This is a genomic window from Lysinibacillus odysseyi 34hs-1 = NBRC 100172 (assembly GCF_001591965.1).
GTDB classification, from domain to species: domain Bacteria; phylum Bacillota; class Bacilli; order Bacillales_A; family Planococcaceae; genus Lysinibacillus_B; species Lysinibacillus_B odysseyi.
Window position 1 is genome coordinate 218,285 of sequence record NZ_BCVX01000006.1, and the last position, 21,910, is coordinate 240,194.

The 21,910-nt window shown below is 35.7% G+C and carries 31 protein-coding genes; 3 read left to right on the plus strand and 28 right to left on the minus strand.

The window, feature by feature from the left end; all coding sequences use genetic code 11:
• Window positions 1-20: 20 nt before the first annotated feature.
• Together pnuC and nadR are read left to right on the plus strand one after the other, a co-directional pair.
• Window positions 21-722: a nicotinamide riboside transporter PnuC gene (pnuC, locus tag BOD01S_RS11805; RefSeq protein ID WP_036153650.1), complete on the plus strand. Its 702-nt coding sequence runs from the start codon at window positions 21-23 to the stop codon at window positions 720-722.
• Entirely contained in the window at window positions 709-1,746 is a 1,038-nt protein-coding gene (gene nadR, locus BOD01S_RS11810) for a multifunctional transcriptional regulator/nicotinamide-nucleotide adenylyltransferase/ribosylnicotinamide kinase NadR (RefSeq protein WP_036153648.1), read from the plus strand. The genes pnuC and nadR overlap by 14 nt, the downstream gene beginning before the upstream one ends.
• 183 nt (window positions 1,747-1,929) lie before the next feature.
• Here the strand turns inward: nadR and BOD01S_RS11815 are convergent, their stop codons facing one another.
• The 5 genes from BOD01S_RS11815 to BOD01S_RS11835 form a co-directional block, all read right to left on the minus strand.
• Window positions 1,930-2,358 carry an SMI1/KNR4 family protein gene (locus BOD01S_RS11815; protein ID WP_036153646.1) on the minus strand — a complete coding sequence of 143 codons (429 nt, stop codon included), beginning with the start codon at window positions 2,356-2,358 and terminating at the stop codon, window positions 1,930-1,932.
• A 23-nt stretch (window positions 2,359-2,381) separates the two neighbouring features.
• On the minus strand, window positions 2,382-2,897 hold the full coding sequence (locus BOD01S_RS11820) for a SecY-interacting protein Syd (RefSeq protein ID WP_174523088.1): 516 nt from the start codon (window positions 2,895-2,897) through the stop codon (window positions 2,382-2,384).
• 107 nt (window positions 2,898-3,004) lie between these two features.
• Window positions 3,005-3,256, minus strand: coding sequence for a hypothetical protein (locus BOD01S_RS11825; protein ID WP_036153644.1), 252 nt, complete (start codon window positions 3,254-3,256; stop codon window positions 3,005-3,007).
• A 31-nt stretch (window positions 3,257-3,287) separates the two neighbouring features.
• Window positions 3,288-3,776 (minus strand): SMI1/KNR4 family protein, encoded by a 489-nt coding sequence (locus tag BOD01S_RS11830; RefSeq protein WP_036153642.1) that lies wholly within the window; start codon window positions 3,774-3,776, stop codon window positions 3,288-3,290.
• A 225-nt stretch (window positions 3,777-4,001) separates the two neighbouring features.
• The gene (locus BOD01S_RS11835; protein WP_036153639.1) at window positions 4,002-4,964 is read right to left on the minus strand and encodes an alpha/beta hydrolase; all 963 of its coding nucleotides are present in this window, start codon (window positions 4,962-4,964) and stop codon (window positions 4,002-4,004) included.
• Between the two features lie 248 nt (window positions 4,965-5,212).
• Here BOD01S_RS11835 and BOD01S_RS11840 point away from each other — a divergent pair, with 248 nt between their 5' ends.
• On the plus strand, window positions 5,213-6,118 hold the full coding sequence (locus BOD01S_RS11840; RefSeq protein ID WP_036153637.1) for a glycine betaine ABC transporter substrate-binding protein: 906 nt from the start codon (window positions 5,213-5,215) through the stop codon (window positions 6,116-6,118).
• Window positions 6,119-6,241: 123 nt separating this feature from the next.
• Here the strand turns inward: BOD01S_RS11840 and BOD01S_RS11845 are convergent, their stop codons facing one another.
• From BOD01S_RS11845 to BOD01S_RS11950, 23 genes are all read right to left on the minus strand, one after another.
• Window positions 6,242-6,433 (minus strand): hypothetical protein, encoded by a 192-nt coding sequence (locus BOD01S_RS11845; RefSeq protein WP_036153634.1) that lies wholly within the window; start codon window positions 6,431-6,433, stop codon window positions 6,242-6,244.
• 39 nt (window positions 6,434-6,472) lie between these two features.
• The gene (locus BOD01S_RS11850; protein WP_052124794.1) at window positions 6,473-7,912 is read right to left on the minus strand and encodes a vWA domain-containing protein; all 1,440 of its coding nucleotides are present in this window, start codon (window positions 7,910-7,912) and stop codon (window positions 6,473-6,475) included.
• Window positions 7,913-8,316: 404 nt separating this feature from the next.
• Window positions 8,317-8,655, minus strand: a complete 339-nt coding sequence (locus BOD01S_RS11855; protein ID WP_036153633.1) for a hypothetical protein — start codon at window positions 8,653-8,655, stop codon at window positions 8,317-8,319.
• Between the two features lie 14 nt (window positions 8,656-8,669).
• Window positions 8,670-9,284 carry a pentapeptide repeat-containing protein gene (locus tag BOD01S_RS11860; RefSeq protein WP_081977918.1) on the minus strand — a complete coding sequence of 205 codons (615 nt, stop codon included), beginning with the start codon at window positions 9,282-9,284 and terminating at the stop codon, window positions 8,670-8,672.
• 227 nt (window positions 9,285-9,511) lie between these two features.
• A complete protein-coding gene (locus BOD01S_RS11865; protein ID WP_036154060.1) occupies window positions 9,512-10,051 on the minus strand; it encodes an RNA 2'-phosphotransferase in 540 nt (179 codons plus the stop codon).
• Window positions 10,052-10,074: 23 nt separating this feature from the next.
• Window positions 10,075-10,428, minus strand: coding sequence for a hypothetical protein (locus tag BOD01S_RS11870; RefSeq protein WP_052124793.1), 354 nt, complete (start codon window positions 10,426-10,428; stop codon window positions 10,075-10,077).
• 71 nt (window positions 10,429-10,499) lie between these two features.
• Complete coding sequence (locus BOD01S_RS11875; protein WP_036153631.1) at window positions 10,500-10,862, minus strand: hypothetical protein; 363 nt, start codon at window positions 10,860-10,862, stop codon at window positions 10,500-10,502.
• Between the two features lie 97 nt (window positions 10,863-10,959).
• Window positions 10,960-11,466 (minus strand): hypothetical protein, encoded by a 507-nt coding sequence (locus BOD01S_RS11880; protein WP_036153628.1) that lies wholly within the window; start codon window positions 11,464-11,466, stop codon window positions 10,960-10,962.
• A gap of 814 nt (window positions 11,467-12,280) precedes the next feature.
• The gene (locus BOD01S_RS11885; RefSeq protein WP_036153625.1) at window positions 12,281-12,637 is read right to left on the minus strand and encodes a hypothetical protein; all 357 of its coding nucleotides are present in this window, start codon (window positions 12,635-12,637) and stop codon (window positions 12,281-12,283) included.
• Between the two features lie 289 nt (window positions 12,638-12,926).
• Complete coding sequence (locus BOD01S_RS11890) at window positions 12,927-13,187, minus strand: hypothetical protein (protein WP_036153623.1); 261 nt, start codon at window positions 13,185-13,187, stop codon at window positions 12,927-12,929.
• A 17-nt stretch (window positions 13,188-13,204) separates the two neighbouring features.
• Window positions 13,205-13,327: a hypothetical protein gene (locus BOD01S_RS23840; protein WP_280520959.1), complete on the minus strand. Its 123-nt coding sequence runs from the start codon at window positions 13,325-13,327 to the stop codon at window positions 13,205-13,207.
• Between the two features lie 251 nt (window positions 13,328-13,578).
• A complete protein-coding gene (locus BOD01S_RS11895; RefSeq protein ID WP_036153621.1) occupies window positions 13,579-13,989 on the minus strand; it encodes a hypothetical protein in 411 nt (136 codons plus the stop codon).
• A gap of 165 nt (window positions 13,990-14,154) precedes the next feature.
• Window positions 14,155-14,637: a hypothetical protein gene (locus tag BOD01S_RS11900; RefSeq protein ID WP_036153618.1), complete on the minus strand. Its 483-nt coding sequence runs from the start codon at window positions 14,635-14,637 to the stop codon at window positions 14,155-14,157.
• Window positions 14,638-14,906: 269 nt separating this feature from the next.
• The gene (locus tag BOD01S_RS11905; RefSeq protein ID WP_036153615.1) at window positions 14,907-15,338 is read right to left on the minus strand and encodes a hypothetical protein; all 432 of its coding nucleotides are present in this window, start codon (window positions 15,336-15,338) and stop codon (window positions 14,907-14,909) included.
• Window positions 15,339-15,520: 182 nt separating this feature from the next.
• Window positions 15,521-15,967 (minus strand): SMI1/KNR4 family protein, encoded by a 447-nt coding sequence (locus tag BOD01S_RS11910; protein WP_036153613.1) that lies wholly within the window; start codon window positions 15,965-15,967, stop codon window positions 15,521-15,523.
• Between the two features lie 203 nt (window positions 15,968-16,170).
• Entirely contained in the window at window positions 16,171-16,548 is a 378-nt protein-coding gene (locus BOD01S_RS11915) for a hypothetical protein (protein ID WP_036153611.1), read from the minus strand.
• Window positions 16,549-17,742: 1,194 nt separating this feature from the next.
• The gene (locus tag BOD01S_RS11925; protein WP_036153607.1) at window positions 17,743-18,099 is read right to left on the minus strand and encodes a hypothetical protein; all 357 of its coding nucleotides are present in this window, start codon (window positions 18,097-18,099) and stop codon (window positions 17,743-17,745) included.
• A 274-nt stretch (window positions 18,100-18,373) separates the two neighbouring features.
• The gene (locus BOD01S_RS11930) at window positions 18,374-18,826 is read right to left on the minus strand and encodes a hypothetical protein (protein ID WP_036153606.1); all 453 of its coding nucleotides are present in this window, start codon (window positions 18,824-18,826) and stop codon (window positions 18,374-18,376) included.
• Window positions 18,827-19,161: 335 nt separating this feature from the next.
• Entirely contained in the window at window positions 19,162-19,332 is a 171-nt protein-coding gene (locus BOD01S_RS22960) for a hypothetical protein (RefSeq protein ID WP_156117020.1), read from the minus strand.
• Window positions 19,333-19,367: 35 nt separating this feature from the next.
• The gene (locus BOD01S_RS11935; protein ID WP_233153134.1) at window positions 19,368-19,811 is read right to left on the minus strand and encodes a contact-dependent growth inhibition system immunity protein; all 444 of its coding nucleotides are present in this window, start codon (window positions 19,809-19,811) and stop codon (window positions 19,368-19,370) included.
• A gap of 67 nt (window positions 19,812-19,878) precedes the next feature.
• Window positions 19,879-20,247: a hypothetical protein gene (locus BOD01S_RS11940; RefSeq protein WP_036153603.1), complete on the minus strand. Its 369-nt coding sequence runs from the start codon at window positions 20,245-20,247 to the stop codon at window positions 19,879-19,881.
• Window positions 20,244-20,423: a hypothetical protein gene (locus tag BOD01S_RS11945; protein WP_036153595.1), complete on the minus strand. Its 180-nt coding sequence runs from the start codon at window positions 20,421-20,423 to the stop codon at window positions 20,244-20,246. Before BOD01S_RS11945 ends, BOD01S_RS11940 begins: the two co-directional genes overlap by 4 nt.
• A 740-nt stretch (window positions 20,424-21,163) precedes the next feature.
• Window positions 21,164-21,733 carry a hypothetical protein gene (locus BOD01S_RS11950; protein WP_052124792.1) on the minus strand — a complete coding sequence of 190 codons (570 nt, stop codon included), beginning with the start codon at window positions 21,731-21,733 and terminating at the stop codon, window positions 21,164-21,166.
• Window positions 21,734-21,910 lie beyond the last annotated feature (177 nt).

Sequence of the window (21,910 nt, forward strand, 5' to 3'; positions counted from 1 at the left end):
GTGAAGAAGGGAAGGTTTTTATGCTGAAAGATTGGACAAAATTTGAAATTTTATGGCTGTCGGTTTTCACCCTCATCCAGATTGCTTTATTTTTCATCTGGGATGATACGCTGCTTGGCTTCATCAGTTCCATTAGCGGCATGTTTTGTGTCGTGCTTGTCGCTAAAGGAAAGATCAGCAATTATTATTTCGGCATGATTCAATGTGCCACGTATGCGTATATTTCCTATACGTACAATCTATATGGAGAGGCGATGCTGAACGGCCTTTTCTATCTGCCGATTCAGTTTATCGGTATTTATATGTGGAATAGGCACAAAACCGGCAGCAGTACGCACGGAGAGGATATTGTCGCTAAACGGTTGACAAAAAAGGGCTGGATTATCCTGCTTGTTATATCTGTAGCAGCCTCTCTCCTTTACGCGGAGCTCCTATATTTGATAGGCAGCCAGCAAGTACGGATTGATTCTGTTGCTGTTGTACTATCTATTATTGCGCAGATTTTAATGATACAGCGTTATGCAGAGCAATGGTTTATGTGGATTGTCGTGAATGTCCTGACGATTGTGCTGTGGCTCGTGACACTGCTTACTTCCGGCGGCAATGACTGGGCGATGCTTGTTATGTGGACAGCGTTCCTTATCAACTCCGTCTACGGCTATATCAACTGGCTGCGTATATCGAAGCAGCAAAATACGGAGGAAGCATATGGGCAAGCGTAAAATCGGGATGTACGGCGGAAAATTTCTCCCGGTTCATATGGGGCATGTGTATGCGATGATTAAAGCTTCTACTATGGTAGAAGAACTGCATGTGATCGTTTCATATGATGAGGAGTACGAAAAGAAACATTATTTTCATCATTCGCCTATGGCACCGATACCTTACAAGATGCGGCTGCGCTGGTGGAAGCAGATTACAAAGGATCTGCCGCATGTGCACGTGCATGCCATTTATGAGCCGCAGACCGGTCAATTTTCAGATTGGGAGCTCGGGGCAGAAAGAATAAAGGAAGTTATCGGAAAACCGATCGATACTGTCTTTTCATCCGAGGATGCATACGGGGAATATTTTGCAAAGCTGTACCCGGATGCAGAGCATGTGATAATCGACAGCGCCCGCAAAGCTTACCCTATTTCAGCGACAAAAATCCGCGCGGAAGGCGCGCTTGCACATTGGGGAATGCTGCCAAAAGCGGTGCAGCCCTACTTTGTGAAAAAGGTAGTCGTTGTCGGAACAGAGAGCTGTGGGAAATCGACACTCGTCAAAAATTTGGCTACCTTATTTAATACGGCACATGTAGAAGAATGGGGACGCACGTATTACGAACGTCTTGGCACTTATGAAACACTGGAAAGCGACTTTCCCGACATCGCTTTCGAGCACCAGTACCAGATTAAAGAGCAGCTTAAGAAAGCAAACAAGCTGCTGTTCATCGATACAGAGGCACTCGTCACCCAGTTTTTCTCGATTGCCTACGAAGGAAAAACCCAGCCGGTGCTGCATGAAATCGCCAAGCTCCAGCAGTTTGACCTATGGCTGTTTCTAGAACCCGATGTAGACTGGGTCGATGATGGGACACGGATATTCGGAGAGAAACAGGTGCGGCAGACGAACAACAGTATTCTAAAATCGCTGCTGGAGGAAGCAGGGATTCATACCATTTCCATTTCCGGCAATTATGAAAAGCGGCTGGAGAAAGCGGTTGAAGAAGTGAATAAACTACTTGGGATAAACGGATTATAATCATGATAAAAGCCATGCCGGTACCAATAAAGGACCGGCATGGCTTGCTTAGATTATGTATGTCGCCGTTATAATAGTGGAACAAAAGAAGCTTTCAGCAAGTGAACGCCCCGATTGTTTTTAATGGGTCATTCTACGAATATAAGGACATATAGCTTTTCACACTACCTATGCCTGCCATGATTAGCAATCAAAGTACTCCATCAAAAACGCATAAAAGCTCGGCCATGCTTCCGGCAGCTCACCTTGTAACAGCCTCTTGTCCTCTCCTTCAAAATTCACGCAGTACACTTTGTCTGTTACACTGTCCAAAACTAATATCGCATTGGTCGATATTTCACTCAGCACGAGATAGCGGTCAGGAAATCCATGCTCTTTTCGGGCGATGTATGTATAAGATGTAATATTACGCTCTTCCTCTGCTACATCCAATAACTCAAATGGAATATGCTCTTCCCAAAATGGGCCTGCATACTTGCCATAAAACTCCTTGAAAGCAGGAGATGGATTCACATTCAGCATGCTCAATGCTTCTTTTACTAAATCAATGTCATTCCGCTGATAGATTTCCCCAGCCAGAATATGAGAAAGCCGCTTCGGTAAATGAGTCATATCATTTCCACCTTCCTAGCTTCTTACCTTTTTAGCCTCATATTTTCGATTACATCCTCAAGGCTTTCGGCCAAATCTTCAAATGTACCCCACTCGTAATCTTCCAATCTGATTTTTCCGGTGCTGTTATCTACTACAACCAATAAGCCGTTCCCCTCTATTCCAATCGGTATATTCTCTAAGCTGTCTCCGTGGGCTTTTTTATATCCCTTCAGCAGCTCTCTGAAAGAATTTACTTCGGCGTTCGGCAGCACAGGTTGCAGGGCAATATAATAATCCTTAAAAAAGCCGTCCAAATCCGCAAACCAATAGGAGCTGAAATACGCAATAATGGATTGATGTAAATGCAATGAAAACTCATCTTCCACTTCTCTCATTTGAGGGGAAACGGTCATTTCTACCGGCTTCCATGACCTATATCCTTCCTCATCGGCCATCCCCTTATAAATAAGTAAATCTTTCTCTGTTTCGGGAGTCTTAAATAGAAAATCCAGCCCTTGATCAGCTGTTTCTTTCCTCATTTGAAAATACTTTTTCATCGCCTTTTTTATATCCAAAGTAATACCTCCTTGTTTGTATAGCTTTCAATCCTATGTCATACAGAATACCGCCTTTTCAGCAGCTAATCCTCCTAAAAAGCGTAGTCCTATGATTCAAAAGCCATTCTCTCCGGAAACATGCCCTTTTCTCTTACATGACACACCGACAGCTTCACGGCTGCACGGTCAAAGTAAAATCGGGAGGGCAGCGTTGAATCACGTATTGCTTCTAATTCTGTAAACTTTCCCGTTACTTTATTCAGCTGGATTGTTCCCATCCTCTTTTCATCAGGGCCAAAACGGTAGATGACCTTTTCATCGTCTTCATATTCTTTTAACAGTAAAACATAGGAACCCACTGCTGCCCCCTCCTTCTCCGCGATAGCTCTATCACTCATATAGCTTTCCGAGAAAATCTGTAAATGAATCTGCCACATAAAAGAGATTTTCTCTCGCCCGCTCTTCTGCCTGTTCTGCTGTCAGTCCTTCTTCATGCATCAGCATTTCCTTTTCAGCTGCATTTTCATGTTCCCAAAAGACAACAATTGGGTCATCCTCATGATTTTTATAATCAAAGCACAGCAGATTTCCCGCCGGATCGAAAGCAATCGGCACTACTTGTGCAGGAAGTGTTTCCTTATAATCATGATAGACTTCCACTATATATTCACTATCTTCTGTTATGTAGCTTAGGAATGTCCCGAAAACCCGCTCTTTTTCTTCCACTTGGAAAAGATGAGGGTTTACATGACCGCCATGATTGGCCATGGCACATTTTATATAGTCCTCAGGAAATGTAACAGCAAGTTTTTTTGCGACTTCCTCTACTGTTTCTCTTGTCACCGGCTCATCCCATACATTCCATGTTACGTTCACCATTTAACGACTCTCCTTCTCTTTTCTTCTACTAGACGTCCGAGGAAACTTCATGTTTCCGTCTATCATTATCCTTATCTATCAATCGGCAGCTAACCCCCGCTAAAAAACCACCCGGCGTCCATATTCATGGATACCGGATGGTTAATAGTGTGCAGCATCCTAACCGGGAAAGCCCGTCTTTTAATTACACGACAATCTCCTTCGTATAATATTCCGTGCTACCTATTACAGGTGCTCACCCATAAATCGGTCCACTGCCTGCCAATACGTATCAGGCGCCACTTTTACAGCTTCTCCGTGACCAGCACCCTCGATAATAAGCTGTTCCTTCTCGCCGGCTGCCGCATTATAAACATCATCCAGCATCTCAAACGGCACGAATGTATCTTTGTCTCCATGAATGAATAAAATCGGCAGCTGGCTTTTCTTCAGCTGTTCTAAAGCAGAAGCCTCGTATAAATCATAGCCCGCGCGTATATTCGTAACGGTATTGGCCGCTTGGATAACCGGAAACTCCGGCAGTCCGAATAAATCATCCAACTGATAAATAAATACATCACTTACAGATGCATAGCCGCAGTCTTCCACAATGACTTTCACATTATCGGGAAGCTCTTCCCCTGCTGTCATCATCACAGTGGCTCCGCCCATCGAAATGCCGAATAATGCAATTTCTGCTTTTGCATCCTGCTGAACGACTTCATCGATCCATTCGACCATATCAAGACGGTCATGCCAGCCCATGCCGATATAATCACCCTCACTATTGCCGTGTCCGCGCAAATCTACCGCCAGCACATTGTAGCCTTGCTCATAGAAATGGCGTATGTACCGAGTCATCCCTGCTGCACTGCTTGTATACCCATGTGCCACAATGACCCATTTTGATACTTTGCTTTCCTGCTCATACATATAGCCGGCCAGCTTTAGCTTTAATTTATCGTTTGATGTAATCGAAATAGATTCAGTTTGGTGCTCTGCTAAAAATGCTTCATCTGCTGCCGTTGCATCCGCCTCTAAACGTTCATCGATTAACAAGCTGTCCTCAAGATGCTCATTACCCTCCATAAATTCCTTCTCGTCGTCTGCGTTTAGCGCAAAGTTATAAAAGTAATTCCCTACAGCAAAATACGCCGCAATCAGCAAGACAACAATAATACCTAGTATAATGGTTAACTTCTTTTTCATATGATGCTCCTTATCAAAAATTTCCATGTCTTATACCATATTACTAAAATATCGAGGAATACACTAGCTGCTATAGAAGGTCGGTACGGAATTGACCCTTGCAACTGGTGTGACAGAGGAAACAATGGCAATTTGACACAAGTAACAACCTATTGTTAATATTAAGTTGTTACTTTTATGTCAAACTAATTATACATAGAAGGCAAAAGTTACGGGTCCGTTTAAATTTTTCTAAAGGGGATGTAAAAATGACAAAGCTAAAAACGTTAAGCATTACTTTCGGGATTTCTGCTTCATTACTTTTGGGGGCCTGCGGGAATGAGGATGAAAGTAACAGCTCTGCAGAAGGTGCATCGAGCATCGGGCAACAGGTTGATTATAAAATTATCGGGATTGAACCCGGAGCTGGATTAACAGGCCTAGCACAAGATACACTGGAGCAATATGAAAATCTGGAAGGCTGGACACTTGAGGAAAGCTCTACAGCAGGGATGCTCGGTTCTCTTGAGCAAGCTATCCGCAATGAAGAGCCAATTATCATCACAGGCTGGACGCCCCACTGGAAATTTTCCGCCTATGATTTAAAAATCCTCGAAGATCCAAAAGGAACGTTAGGCGGCGCTGAAAATATTAATACACTGGCAAGAAAGGATTTAAAAAAGGATTTACCTGATGTCTATACAGTGCTCGATCGTTTCTACTGGGAACCGGAAGATATGGAAAAAGTAATGTATGATGCGCAGGAGGGTGACTTTGAGGATGCCGCTGTAAAATGGATCGAAGACAATGAAGAAAAAGTGAAGGAATGGACAGAGGGTATCAAAAAAGCAGACGGAACAGAAGTAGAACTGGTTTCTACACCATGGGACTCAGAGCGTGCTTCCAGCAGTGTCGTAAAAGCAGTGTTGGAGCAGTTAGGCTATAAAGTGACAGTCACACCAGTAGATCCTGCTATTATGTTCCAGGCCATTGCCACTGGCGAAGGCGATGCGACGGTAGCGCCGTGGCTGCCGACAACTCATAAGGCGTTTTATGAAAAACATAAGGAAGATATCGTCGATTTAGGTGAAAACCTCGAAGGCACACAAAACGGCTTTGTCGTACCCGCCTATATGGATATTGATTCAATCGAGGAGCTGGAGCCGAAAAAATAGTTTTTTAATTTGCCATGAAAACGGCCAACTTGATTATTGATCTTCTCAGAAAAAAAGCGTATTCGACTGACAATAACGAATACGCTTCTTTTTCTTTTGTATCTTAATGATTGGTGATAGACATTACTGACATCTTTCACACATTACATTGTTCGCTGTTCTTGCAATTGTATAATCTAATCTTCCTACTAGCATAGCTTTTTCAGAAGGCATTGTTATAGTAGCATTAAATCTTTCGCCTTCTTCAATTTCCCTGCCACAAACAGTGCAAATTAATTGCTTAGATGAAAATGCATCCTTTATTTTATCTAACAATTTTTCCAGCCCCCCTTCTACCTTCCCCTTTTACTGTATTTACTGGTTTGCGCGCAATGTATTCATACGGTCGGTCCATTCTTGAACCCGCTTGATAATTTGCTGGCGTTTTTCTTCATTTTCCTCCATTTTGTGCAAATCTAATTGCTTACGGATTTCCAAAACAGCAGCCGCCTTATCTTCAATAAGAGTTTTTATCTCCTCATAGGTCTCATTCGTAATCATTTTTTGTGCTCTCATTATATTAATCGCTTCATAAAAACGGCTTTTTTCATTTAAGCCGGCATAATAAATTTTATCGGCCAATTTTGTACGCTCTGTCATCTCGTCATAGCTCTGCCCCCATTGCTTTATCAATGAGTTAGATTTGCTTGCTACCTCCTGAAAAGAGGGAACCCATGCTTTTTTGATGGAATTATTCAGCTCTTCAACCGTTTTTGCGGATATATATTCGCCGTTTCCTGCAGCAGCCACTTCCTTGAGAGCATTTTCCCCAGCTTGATCGACATCAAAGCCGATAATGTTTACTGTGCGATTTGCATTCTCTGCTGCAAAAGCTTTTGCCTCGGCTACAGGATCGCCATCACATGTCTCCGCACCATCACTGATGATGTAGAGGGTGACATTTTCTGAGGAGCCAGCCATCTTCTCCTTGGCAGCTTTTATCGCATTTCCAATTGGCGTCCATCCCTTTGCCTCGACATTTGCCACCGCTTGCGTAAACTTCTCTGCCTCAAAAGGCTGGGAAGGATACACTTCTTCAATAGTTGTGCAGGATAACTCCTTATCCTCACTATTTTGTGATCCGGCATGACCATAAACCATTAATGACACATCATTGGTATTTCCTATCGTATTCGCAAAACGAATGGCAGCCGTTTTCGCAATACCCATTTTTTGCTGTCCTTCCACATTTAAAAGCATACTTGAGCTTGCATCCAAAAGGATCACTGCTTTTCCCGGGTCAACTGCATTTTCTCCCTGTTCCATTTCGCCTGGCTCAGGCAAATAAGGCTCATACCAATCCACAGTGAATTCATTTAATTCGTTTATTGCTTGATTATAAGCATGACTGCCAATATAAAAATGCAGGGCTTTAAAGATGGCCTCTGGATCTTGAGTTGCCTCGGACACAGACGTTAACTTTTCTGTTAATGGCTGTTCATAATCCCCAAGTCCAAAATTCCCCCAAGATTGCTTCGTCTCCTCTGCATAAGAGATATCCTCAGTAAATATTCCTCCCGTTTGTGCAGCCAGTTCCTCTTCTGTTTCCGGCACTAAAAAGCTTTCAATTCCTTTAAGCTCTTCACCCCAGCTGGCAGCTCCCTTTACAGTTTCCTCTTCCATATTCTCGCTTTCCGGCACAGCTGTTTCCGCAGCAGCATCTTCTGTCGAATTAGCCTGGTCTTCAGTTTCCCCGCTGCCCGAACATCCGCCAAGCAAAAGAAAAATTAAAAGTCCAAATACCCTTTTTTCCATTTTTTTATCTACCTGCCAATCATTCTCTTTTCCACTAGTATAACAAAAAGAAAGAAATGAAAAATGACAAGAATGATATTCACGGTTTAATAAGCCCGTTAGTATTACTACGATGGGCCTTTCTTCTTAATTCTTATTAACAATCGGAAAAAGGCAGCCATTCTATATAACAATCGATGTTTTCTTTAATTCTCTCTCACCTTTGCTCATTCAGCGAACAGGTCCTAGTTTTGTTCTACCTCAGGCTTCTTCATTCTCTTCTGCTATGTAATAGGTTAGATATTATTGATTTTGTCCTTATATGCTTTTAAGACTTTTATGTTTAATAGAGCATATATGTTATTTGTTGAATAATGAATCCACTGGGCAGCTTCATCACATCATGGAAAATATCTCATACTATCTTATGAATACCACTCGTCTTCAGAGAATTTCTCATCATCTTCACCAGGCTTTAAATTGTTTATGTCTATGAACCTTTTTATTTCTGACCTAAACAACACCAGATCCTTACTCCCAACCACAAAACCCCTATGGTCATTCCAGCTTTTATCAACCTCTAAATTTATATCCATCTCCTGACACCATTCAATAAAATCAAACATGAGCATTGTAAAACAAACGTTAACATTATGAAGCAAAACCCAAATACCTATTCGCCCATCTCCAAAATCTTGTTGTCGTAATTTTAAATCTCCATCCAGGAACCACTTAGTATGCTGATGTTGCTTTTCCTTAAACATTAATTTGTATACTCCTATTCATTATCTAAGCTTTTATTTTGCAACCATTTTATAGCTTCTTCATCTGTTAGAATGATTGGTTTTTCTACAGTTCCGATATTGATGCTTTTAATAAACGCCTCTTCTAACCCTCGAACCCCTGTTAGTTTAGCTCCTTTCAGCAAAACTTTTTCAAATGTCGATTTGCTTACATCAGCATTTTGAAGATTAGCATTGCGGAAATCTACTTCATCAAAAAGAGCGCCCACTAATATTGCATTGCTTAAATTTGCATTATTAAATATAGTTTCAATACAATCAGTTCTAGCAAATCTTGTGTTTTGAAGATTTGCATTTGTAAAGTTGACATAAGAAACATTGGCCTTATAGAAATCAGCATTTACTAAATTTGTATTTTTAAATGTTGATGAACACAACAATGATGAGGACATGTCCATATTACATAGATTCATCCCGTCAAATTTACATTCTGTCAAAAATGCTTGGTCTAAAGGATATCCTGTTAGATCAAAGTCTCGGAAATCTATTTCATCAACGCCCAGCTTTTCCCCTCGCTTCCCTATAGATTCAATCCAAACTCGATGTAATTTTAAACGTTCTATTATCTCTACACGGTTAAATATTTCCAATTATCAGCAACTCCTTTATGGATACCAGGTAACTGGACTGCCCCAATCCATGCCTTCCTTCTGCCCGGGCATTGCAGCCTAAAATAATTCCCCTGAGTTCAGTATCCTCTCTTAAAACAAAAAGCCCCTGTTGCTTATTAAACAATCAAGTGCTTTAGCGTAACTCATTAACCATTCTACCTTTTCATTAAATGCTTTTTTCCAATTGTAATTATATAACGCGTAATTTAATGGAATTCAATATATTCACTATTAATTGAATCTGATAACCAAACATCAGCATTCCCTTTGTAAAAGGAAATACCATTCATAAATGCCAGCTTAGCTTTAATTCTTAATATAACAGGTTTTTCGTCTCTTCTCTTTCCTACTTCATAAGCAGTATTTTCATCTACCGACAAATGAACATATTGTCTTTCCTGTGGTAACAATCCTTTTTCCTTAATCGACTCAACAAACCGCCTAGCTGTTCCATGATATAAATGCTCTGGAGGCTCTGCTATTTCTTTTTTTATAGGGGAAGGTATTGTATGGCCATATAAGGCTCTAATCTTTCCGCCAACTAGTTCGTGACGTTTCTTGTCAGCGGCTTGTATCATGCTTAGTAAATCGTTAAGCTCTATAGATGCCCATTTATTATTTTCTTTTAGTGCTTTAAGAAGCTCTTGAACATCCACCCACCCATTTTCGTCCAAAACCAAGCCGTATTCGGAAGGTGCATGTCTTAATGCATAAGACACTTCTTTACTCAACTCTCGATAGTTAATAGTTATCACCACCCCAGGATTGTTTATCTGTTACGCTCTATAAGCTCATTAACCGCTTCTTGCAGCCATTCCCATATGTCCTCATAAGTTCTTCTCTGTTCATAGCCACGCGATGCAAAGTCATGAATTATTTGAACCTTTTCAGGCTCCCTTACATCAAAACAGGCAATATCATCATCGTCGTCTCTTCTAGCGAACGGTACTAAATATCGTTCAGGATATCTTTGCCTTAAACCTGCTAATCTCTTTAAGGCTTGTTCTTCACTCATCATATACCAGTAATCAAAGTCAACTAAATTCAGCTCAATAATTTTGGTGTATGATTCTGGATATTGGAAGCCTTTCTCTATAAACTCTTCTGGTACCTTCTTTATCATTTTATCTTTTTCCTCTCAACTGAACCAAAACCTTGAAAGGTATATAAAGCCCTTCAAAGTAAGACAAAATATTAATCTGTATCTTTTACATCTTGTTTTGCTAATTCAAGAGCTACTGCCAATTTAATTTGTTTTTGCTTACTTAGACCTTGTAAATAGTGAGTAATAGATTCAACTTTAATAATTGGCTCTATTTCCTCATTAAATCGATCTAACTCTATCTCCAAGATAATATTTTCATTGATTAATAACTTATAAATATCCTCACCTTGCTCAGGGATCCAATCAATAATATAAGCTACTTTCATTTCTGGATATAAACTTCTTATCACTTCAAGTAATTTTTTATTATCTTCACTATTGAAAAGTGCTTTATTCGATTTCACAAGCTGTTTTCTCATATCTTGTTCTGTTTTACTACCGATTAGCTTCACGCTTTTCGCTTCCTTTATCCACTATTTTATTACCCAGGCATAACTGTCACTAAATTGCTCCGACTACTGTCAGATCAAAACAGGCGTATTTTACAATTTATTTTTCTATTTCTAGTATCAAATTTTCCAAATTCAAAATATCTTTATTATCCTTATTATTTAACACTCTTAATTCTTCGATATATAGTTTGGTCTTATTCACTGCCTCTGTTTTGAGATCCCCATAACTAACCTGTTTATCCTTCCAATACTGATAAATTAAATTAGGCATTTCTTTCATTTCTATTGCCCCACTTCCTTCAGGTTTATCAGCAGTAACTTTACTTATTTTCACTATATTTTTTTCTTTTTTTAGTTCAATCCAAATCTTTGGTTTTTCAATATCACTAATTAAGGTATAGCTTTCCGTCTTCAACATTAATATCGCTTTTAAAAGATAATATAACCACCAATAAATAGATACCGAAAATTCATCGATATTTTCGGGTATGAAAATGCCGTAAGTTTCATTATCAATTTTAAATTGAAAATACCCATCTGCCCCGTTGAGCTCCATTTCCTCTACATTCTCATTTTCAAATATTTTATAACTAATTTTGAACATCTTTTCCCACCCTATTTAGTTATTTTTCTCATATCTTCAACTATAAGCTTGTGTCTTCCATAGGAAAAAATCAAATGCATACTTGGCATATGTTGCTCATCCGTGTGGCGTAGAATAATTCCCCATATTTTAGTATCTTCTCTTAGAAGAAAAAGCACTAATTGCTTATTAAACAATCAAGTGCTTTAGCGTTGTGTTATAATGCCAAAAATCCGTAATACTCTAATTGGCTATCAGTGAAAAGTATTCCGAAGAGGGTTACCCCCTATAACTCGCTATTTTATCTTTTTGACTTTTCACCGCAGTTTCTTTAAATTTTACCAGCCAATTTCTGCGGCTAATTGTAAGAGTAATTTCCTATCAAAGTCATCTAAGGTTTGATACATGAAAATGTCCTCCATATTTTCACCTAGCTTTTGTAGAGTTACAATTGCTAGATCACCAATCTTATAATATCCTAATAGTTTATCTTATGTGTTCCGTTTTAAAGACAAATCGTATAGTTTTTTTATCACATTTTCGTTGTATACTCCCTGCTTACCATTAGTGGCCATAACATGGTATAAAATTATAGGATTCTTTTTGTAGCTTTAGAATAAAGTTTGATTAAAAACAACCCACAGACCCATATTTTAAGTTAAATTAAAAGAGCCCTTTTTGAAAAAAATCTGTTCAAAACGGGTTAATTCTTTGCGAAACAATGTATCATTTTCATAAAAAGTTTGATCATTTTCTACCTGCATTACTCCATAAACACGAACGATTGTTGGGGAGTGACTTCATTACCCTTTTCCCCTCTGCTTTTTGGCTTTTATTATCTATTCTCTATTAAAGTAATTTCTTTTGCTTCTAAAATCCGACTGTTTATATCTTCAGTCAATTTTTTCTGTTCTTTGAGAAAAACACTAACAACATCATTTTGTTGTAAATCGTTAATTGTTATTTCTTCACCATTATCAGACTTGATTAAGGTGTCATCTGTTATTTTTACTTTACAAGAATAACCAATGTCATCATTACTTTTAATGTTTTTTTCTCTTGTAACATAATTTGAACAAATTATTTCCAAGGTGTCCTTTTCTATATTAGTTATTTCACCGTTAATTGAAGAAACTTCTTTTGAACAAGCGCTTAAACAAATTAAACAAAAAATTAAAGCAAGTCTTTTCATAAAGCACTCCTTTCGTCAACTATAATTTAAAGGGGTAAAAAGGTGCTCCCTTTTTTCAAACAGTATAACTTTATTTTAAACGGTACAGCTTTTTTATAAACGATATGACTCTATTTCAAATCTACACTTTTCAACTAATAAATTTTCTAATTCATCAACCAAACAGTTGCCGCTATTGATTTTATCTACTAGATTCATAGAGTGTGCTCCTTTTCCCTCGTATGTAATTAAAGTCCTTTTCATTTGTGGGTAATTACTTGTCATTCAATTTGCTTTCGGAAAGGCAGCCTTATTTCCCTCTATTAGCTATATGTGATTCAACAGCCTCATCTAAACTCATCGCTTTTTCTAAATCATCATCAACAAGTATAAGTAAAGGCCCCTCTAACATATCTTCTTCTAAAGTTCTAACTTCAAAAGTAGCAGCCCAATATTTCATAGAAATTTTAGATACCCCCACCTCAATTAGTTCTAATTTGAAGTTTTTATTCTTATCTTTATTTACATAATCAAGCGCCAGTTGTTCTGCTTTTTCCCTTGTTAACTTCACTATCGAATTCCTCCATATTATGTTATATACCAGGTAGCATGTAGCTTTTCGTTATAATGTTCAATACCAAGGCTACCTGCTTCCTCTACATAATCAATCGTAACCTTACCATTATCAACTTTCTTGCCACTATCTTTCACGCTACCTAGAGCATCCGCTATACTGTCTACAGCTTTTGGAACCAATACGGTCCTGATGTTTTCCGTAAGAAATCAAATACAACTTGGTAGCTGATCTCCCTCACCTGATGTACCAGAGTACCCGTTTACTTCCAGCACTTTCTACATTTCTCCATATGTTGATAAGTTTTATCAAAACAAAAAGCACTTGCTGTCCAAAATACAATCAAGTACTTCTGTATATTTTCAAGTTTAATAATATTAGCGACTTTTTATAATTTGTTTTGTTGCAAAAATGCTGCTAACATCCTTTCAATAGGTAAACTGGCGTTTTCCTGTAATTTCTCTACTTTGGTCTTTATTTTCTTATTAGACACAATTAATTTTCTATACTCTTCATCATCAAAAGAACGTAAAGAATCTATTGCATATTCAGCCACCTCATCACTCTCATTAAGTAGATCTAGCAATAAATTAAATCCATATACTCCGTTACCCTTATCTATACAGTAGGCTAATCGAATTTTATATTTATCACCTTTATCTTTTAACCTTCGGATGAGTTTCTCCCAATCATTATTAGTAAAATCCTTCATCAATTCTTGCACATACAGAAATTCATCGTCATAAAAATAATTATCTGCACTATTTTCAGATAATACTACGTCTACTTTTTCGTACATTCATTTTCCACCTCAATTTAATGGAAGAGACAAATAATAAAATCAAATTCATCAAAGGACATGGATTCCGCTACTGAAATGATGTCCCCCAAATCCTTCTATTACGTTTGGAAATAGGACATTAATTTTATTATCCCCAACTTTTGGTGATGAGATATCTACTTATTAATGCTCATTATACAAATTGATTAATTCAAATTTGAAATCTTCATACATTAAAAATGCCGTTTTTAATATCTCTTCTAATTCTTCATAATTTCGATAGACCGGCTTTTTTATTCTTACACTTGAATCGATTAATGATCTAGAGTAAACACTCCACGGGCTCCCCAATCTTACTTCATTTTTATGATAAACAACCCAAATAAACTCCGTCATTCCATATTCTAAATTCACATTGAACCATACCATATAATCCGAAGAATTATCTACAACCCCTACCTTAAAAAATCTCTCTTTGTTATCAAAGGCTGCTTCATATCCTAACTTTATAAATATTTCATTAACCTTTTCTATGTCATAATTACCTAATCTATCATTTATATCATTCGGATTTCCCCTAAATTGTTCAGACAATACTTTATACCGGTTAATAAATTCGATTTTTTCTAAAACTTTCTTGATTTCAGGTTTCATCTCCAAGCTCATTTTCTACTCCTTCATAAATTTTAATTTTATTTCATCTAACCTTAGATTTTTCCGTTTACTTCAAACTGTATTATTCTCTTATTGCAAAGCCTTATTTCTTAACATGTTCATTAATGTGAAAAGATGTCACAAAATCATTAAGAGAATCTTATAATTCTTGAGACGATATTTCATCCTTTAAGAATCTCTCAATTAAATTAGACATGTCATTCGGTAGCCCCACCAGCAAAAATTTTAAAAAGCATGAATCTAATCAAGGCCTTATCTTATCACCAGTCCCCTTTATCAAAGTTCTCGTTATCAATTTCTCTAATGTATACCGAAATCCATAACACAGTGTTTTCAACAGGGTCAGTCTCAATATAAATCCCTTTAGGACTACAATATACTTCTTCAAAATCGTCGTATTCAAAGCTTGGCTCTATTTCTAACACCTCGTCAATAGGCATACCAATATGAATGACATCAAATAACTTTCCAGTATAATTTTTTAGGGCAGTAATTTTAAATAACTTCCCATTGAATAAATTAAACCACAAGTCAACTTCATCTCTAATCTCATATCTTACAAGAGATTTTCCCAATAAAGCATCAGTATCATCGAGATTATTAATAATTTCATAAAAATCGCTGATATGACTATAAAGTTTTATTCCACCCATTTTTTCCCACGGAACAATGGGAGCATTCAATAACACCATAGTTAATTCCCTCCTTCGTAAATTAATATTGCTGTCTCTTTACCGGCCGTTTTCATACCAATTGCTGCAGTGATAACAGGCAATTTAAAAAGCTTATTCCTTTTTATCGTTAGAATTAGAATAAGCTTTTTTGAAATAATTAAGTAATTATTAATTTAAAAAAATTTATTATTTAGACTCTTTCACCAATCATATAAGGAGATTATAAAATCTGATAAAGTATCACTGACCTTATTAAAATCATCTGATTCTATACTTTCATCATAACAATATACCGCTGGATCGTCGCCATCATTTAAATAAAAAAACCAGAACATATATCCTTGGTGCATCATAAATATAAATTGATCATCTGCAATTTTTCTTGCGGAGTTATTTTCCTCTAAAAGTTCAATAGCTCCCTCTTTTAAATCAAAAATATCCCCCATGGAATAATCCGTACCAACTAAAAATTCAATTCCATTACCAGCTTTATTCATAAAATCCAAATAGATTTTAGGTAGTGTTCGAGTTGGAGACAATTTTACTAATTTTGATATATCATCCTTACTACATGGTTTCATTGGATAAGAGACCTTTTCTAAGGAAGTGAAGAAATCCTCTATATTGCGATTTTTATAAAAGTTCATCCTAAATCTCCTCCACATTCTACCCATCTGATATTTATACTTCCGTTATATTAATGTTTGGTAAACCTTTTTTAAATTGAACCATAACATCGTTACCACTCTGACAAGTTGCCTTGTGACAAGTGATTTCAATATTCCCATTAACCTTACTAGTCAAGACATTATGATTTTATTGTATTCAGGTGAGGGTGTGCTTCTTCATGCTATAAAGATTTCAAATATTCTATTTCCTCATCTGTCCATCTCCTATGAATTAATACATCCAGTTTTTTTAGTTTTTCAAATATTTGCTCCCACTGTCCTGATGTTTTTATTGCATTAATATTCCAATAAGGTCCATTTACCATTTCTAATAATTCATTTCTTATGTTACTTGAAATATCATAAATATTTTTATCAATAATTCCTTCGTTTTCTAATCTATCCAACGTATAAGAACTTATATATGCTGTTATATTGCCTAAAAACTCATCAAAAATATAATAATAAAGCTCTTTATCATTCATTCTTGTAACGTCGTCACGCAATTTTAAGCTCCTTAAATAACCATCAAATGATTCACCAACTGTTAATCTCTTCAATTTGTTCCCCTTTATTCAATTATGATTATCTTTACATCATCCTCTGGTGTTGGGATATAGTTATCTCCTGGAGGATAAAATACTTCCATCTCTTTTATTAATCTATTAAGCGCATTAACTCTTTTAATTCGCTTTCTATACATTGGTAATAAAATTATTTAATTTCAATTCAATAAATAAAAGTTTTGCTACATTGATATGTAATTGGACTATTAAAAGCTGTTTAAAACGAAGAAATTATGCAATATTTGTACATAAAAAGATAATAAAGTTCTTTAATTTTTATTTCATTAATCTCCCCAGTAGTTTAATACGAAGGCGAATAAATTTCATTTGTATCAGTATCAATAACAAAATCGACCTCTATATTACAGTCATAAGGCATTAGTTCAAATTTATAAAGTCTACAAAATATATGCGGAAAATCTTTAACATCATAGGTTAACTCTTTAGTCTGTAAATACTTTTGTTTTAACTGTTTTTTAGAACACCTTTTTCCGGTAAGTAAAGATTGATGAAAATAACCGTCAATTTTAACTAACAATATACTCACGACTGGTTGCTAGTCCGTCATATAGCTCTGATTTTTAATGAACTTTCCCTCATTTTACCATATTCTTTTGCAAAATCTGCCCTTTAGTGATTTTTGAACGACTTTGTTATCAATTTAACAACTTTATTATTCATCTACACTTTCTACGCAGCTCCTTCTGCTATGATGCCAGCACTTGCTATATGAAATCCTACTGCTATTTTATATCTTTATACGGGGCATCATATGGGTTAGATACTCAAATGGTTGATGAGATAGATTCATTTAGTAATGGGTAGCCTATACCAATAAGCTAAAAAGGCCAAGATGAAATTAATACACTTCTATACCAGCCCTGATCATGAAAACGTATATACCACCGATCCTAATCGGTATAAGTTCGGATTTAAAAACATCAAATTTATTACCCATGAACAAGTAGTATAAAACTCTACACTTGAAACCCTTATTTATCACCATGTGTTTTATCATTTTAAATAGATCAAAAAATAGAACTAGCTGACTTTCTTTGTTATTGTAACCAATATCACACATGCCCTCATCATAAGTTTTTAATTCTTCGAATTACAAAAAACAAAGGAAGTTATCTTAAAGATACCTCACTAATTTCACTTTAATATCAATCCCTTGAAATCTAATATTTACAAGATCCATTCTATTTCAGATTTAATTCTATTTAATGTATTTTCAACTACCTCCATATCGAATTCTCCTGCTAAATAGTATAGTTTTAACCAATAAGCATTATTATCAAGATTAGTTTCAAGCGCTTTTCTAATATTTCCCTCTGTAATTTCGTTAACAATAATCATTGGAGGCATGGCAGGTAGATATTCAATGTTTTCTCTTTTCATTAATGTTTCAAGGTTTTTGGGAGTACAGACAACTAGAGTATAGGTAAAACCATCATCTAGTTCCACAAAAATATCAATATTATCGTCTTTACCATTATTTACTTGTAGTAATGAAATTGGAAAACTAATTTTATTAATTTTCATCCATACTCTTCCTCTCTTTTCCTATAATACCTTTTTTGTTAACTTAGCTATTCACCTTATAACCCCTTGGAATATAAAAAGCACCTGACCAAATAACCACTATTTTCTACCATTTATGTATTATAATAAACTCCCTTAAGGGTATTACCGCCAGAATTTCTCAACTCTCAAACAAATCATTTTTTTGTTGTCTCCTACAAATGTCCGCTGCTTTAATATAAATTAATACAAAAAACCTTGAAAGGTATATAGCCAGTCAAGGTAATCAAATTATTTACTCATTTTCATATACAGTAATGAACAATTCTCCGTCCTCTTCCTCAAACACCCTTACTATTATCTTCCGCTTTGGGAATCTGTTCTTAAAGCTAAGTGACCAAAATATTTTAAGAACCTCTCCTAAAGCCTGTATTTGCTCCTCCAAGTTCTCATCTTCCTCAACATTAATATGAAAAAAATCTCTCACTTGATATAAGTTCATCATTTTTTCTATGTTAACATTATTTCCTTGATATTCCTTCTTCCACATTTCGAAATGTTTTTCCGAAAACTTATCTTTTAATAAAAAACAGCCTTCGACTTCCAAAACATCAGGATAAAAAAATTTCGCAAACCCAAGTGCTGTTTTTATATCTGATTTCATATTTACATAGCTCCACCATGTAAATTTTCCTTCATTAACATCTTTAAATTCCATAAACTCACCATTTATTTCATCATTGAACAAGATTGTCACACCCTAATCTTTTCATAGATTATATTTACATGTTTATTCATTCTTCTCGTTTTATTCATAATCCACAACCCTCGTTAAAAATTTATATATTAAAAATGAAAATATTTTTTTGGTGCAGGAACTGGATATGTAGTAACTAAACTACCATTTTTATCAGTTATTACTTGTATCCATGTAGTTTCAGTGCCTTTTACATCTGGGATACTTGGCTTTACAGTACCTACAGTTTTCATCTTCTCTACAAAGAAATCGTTATTAGGTAGACCATAACAAGAAGAGAAAGAAACCTTGAAAGTCATTTAACCAATCCAGGCTTCATTATATAATTATTTTAGTTTGCTTATCTGATTTGAGAGATAAACTCCTTGGTATTTGACCATACCTTCCCCATCGCCAAATTCAACCTTATAAGCTTTATTATGTATATCATAAATTATTATTATAGTACCTACCTCTCTTTCTCTCCCACTACTTTTGATTGTATCTAGTTTTTTCACGTTCCCTGCTTGCTTGTTACATTTTCTATATCATATTATTTAATTTTATTTTTTATTATGTTTACATAGCCTTTATACATTTCCTTTTCTTCATCGGACATGCAAACATCTGCAAAATCTATGAAGTTGTTCCTTTCCACATTTTCAATCATCCTATCTAATTTACTCTTATGTGCTGAGAGTATCTCCGGACTAATGGATGACAACCTTTCCATCATTTCCGTTGAATCAATGTCAGCATAGAAAGATGTGTTCTGTTCATCAATCCTTTCAATAATTTCAAACGCTGCTAAATCTTTAAAAACATCTTGGCTAATACAGCGAATCAAATCAAAGTTCGATAACTCACATAGACATTTATTTGTAATTTCTAAGTACCATACAGGAAGTGACATATCAGAATATTGAATTGCATTTTGTATTACACCTTCATATTCTTCATTGGTCAAAAACTCTTTTAGTTTCATTTTTCTATTCATTACATACATTACTCCCATTATTATTTAAGTGGTTACACCCGCCATTGGGGGTAAACATATCTTCTAATTATTCTGGGCAAAAATCTAAAAGATCAAAAAACAAAGCATATTCAACCGTTACCTGGGGACCAAAAATCGTAACTTGCGGCTTGAATGATAAATCAGGGATAACTTCATTTAATTCCCCATAGGATAATATTGTATATCCTTTTTGGGTAAATATATTTTTAATTAATTCGTCAAGCGCTTGTTGCTTTCTAGTATACGGTTGGGTATCATAGCCATCAAGAGTTGAAGACATACTATTCGTATCCTTATTTTCAACTTCAAATTCATGCTGAAGATAAATTAATGGAGCAAGTTTAGATATCAACAAAGTACTGCTATAGATAACTTCAAATTCTCCTTTCTTATATTTCTCATATCCAAAAATCAATTTTGAAGAGGGCCATATTTCCCCCCGCTCATATCGATGATTTCTATGTCGTTCTCCTCTGCAAACAAATTTAGTTCTCGCGGTATTTTTATGCTTTCTTTACACCTCACTAAATAGTCTTCTGTGTCCTTATTTCTGTAATATTTCTCAATTCCCTTTTTGATTACTTCATTCATCTGGTGCTACTCCTTACTTCACTTTTAAATCACGACCACTTGTTTTAGTTAATTTTGAATTCCATTTCCAACTTCTCTGCTTCGCTATGTCAGCAGCAGGAGTTCTTATAAACGCTATTTTTATTTACCTTCATTTTTACTTATTGCCTTATCAAAAGTTGTTATATCAAATTAAGATTTATCTTTACTATCCATCTTCTCATCCAGCTTTCTGGCCATGTAGATGGTCTTGTTTTTTATATCATTCGTAAAGTAGCCCAAGAGTTTAGAATCAAACACTCTGCCCCCTTCTGCAGCAGGGACTTTATATAATCATCTTACACTTTCTTGGTCACGTCTTTCATCTCGTTTGTATAAAGGACATTTTCCACCTATTCCAAAACTTCTCTTCTCATGTTTCTTTCCCTTGTAGTTTGATGCCTGTAAAAAGTTTAACATTTAGTAAGCTAACTAAATAACCTTATCTTTTCAAACTATGTACATGAAGCTATAAAAATATGAGAAAAAGCACATATTACCCGCAATAGATAATCATGTGCTTTCAGTTCCTATATTTTCTCGTTTGTGCTGTAATTATGAAAACCATTGGGGAGTCCTAACCGAGTTCACGGTAAACTCTTTAAGAGCTATAAGTGCTTCTTCAATTTCCCCTTTTATAGTTCCTTTATTTATTTACATAAAATAATTTAACGTTTAATAAGATGATTCATATATTAATTGAGTTATCTAGCTAAATACGATTACATTTGCTCATACATCGTAATAGAAAGACCTAATTCCCCCATAATTCCATCCCTTATTTCAATAATAATATTTTTATCGGGAAATAATTCTTTCACCCTTTTATCCCAAAAATATACTAATACCTTAGCAAATTCATCCATTATTTTATCATTCTTCATTGACCGAGTATAACTACCAATAAAAAAATCACCTAAGCTTCTACTATTTACCCATTGTTCAATTTTAATCTTATCACCATTAAACTGTTCTTCAAGTCTTCTAATTCTTTCTAGCGCCGCTTCTCCTTCTGCATCAAATAAATCTGCAATAAAGATATATCCGTTTATTTCTATTATATCTGGACAGAGGGTGTATGCTATTGCTAAGAAATCATCTATACTACAGCAATTTGCTGAATGATTAAATAGAGTTACTCCCTTTTGCTCTTCGAATTCCTCAAATACTTGATTATCAATAACACTTTTATTTAATTTATACTTCATCATTTTATTCCCATCCAAATTCATTTTTAATAAAGTTGGGTATAGCTCTATTTGACTTATAATTCCTAAAACCTCTTTTTCCACAGGGTTAACATTGATTTTAAAATGCTTTACCTCTTTATCTACTTAAATCATATGTATGCTATGCTTCATCAATAATGGGTAATCCAGTAGGCTCAAAAACATGACAATGTGGTAAAGTTTTTATTTGTGTGAGCAACCGCTTTATCTTTTTCAGTCTAGGCCATTTCACACCTCCAA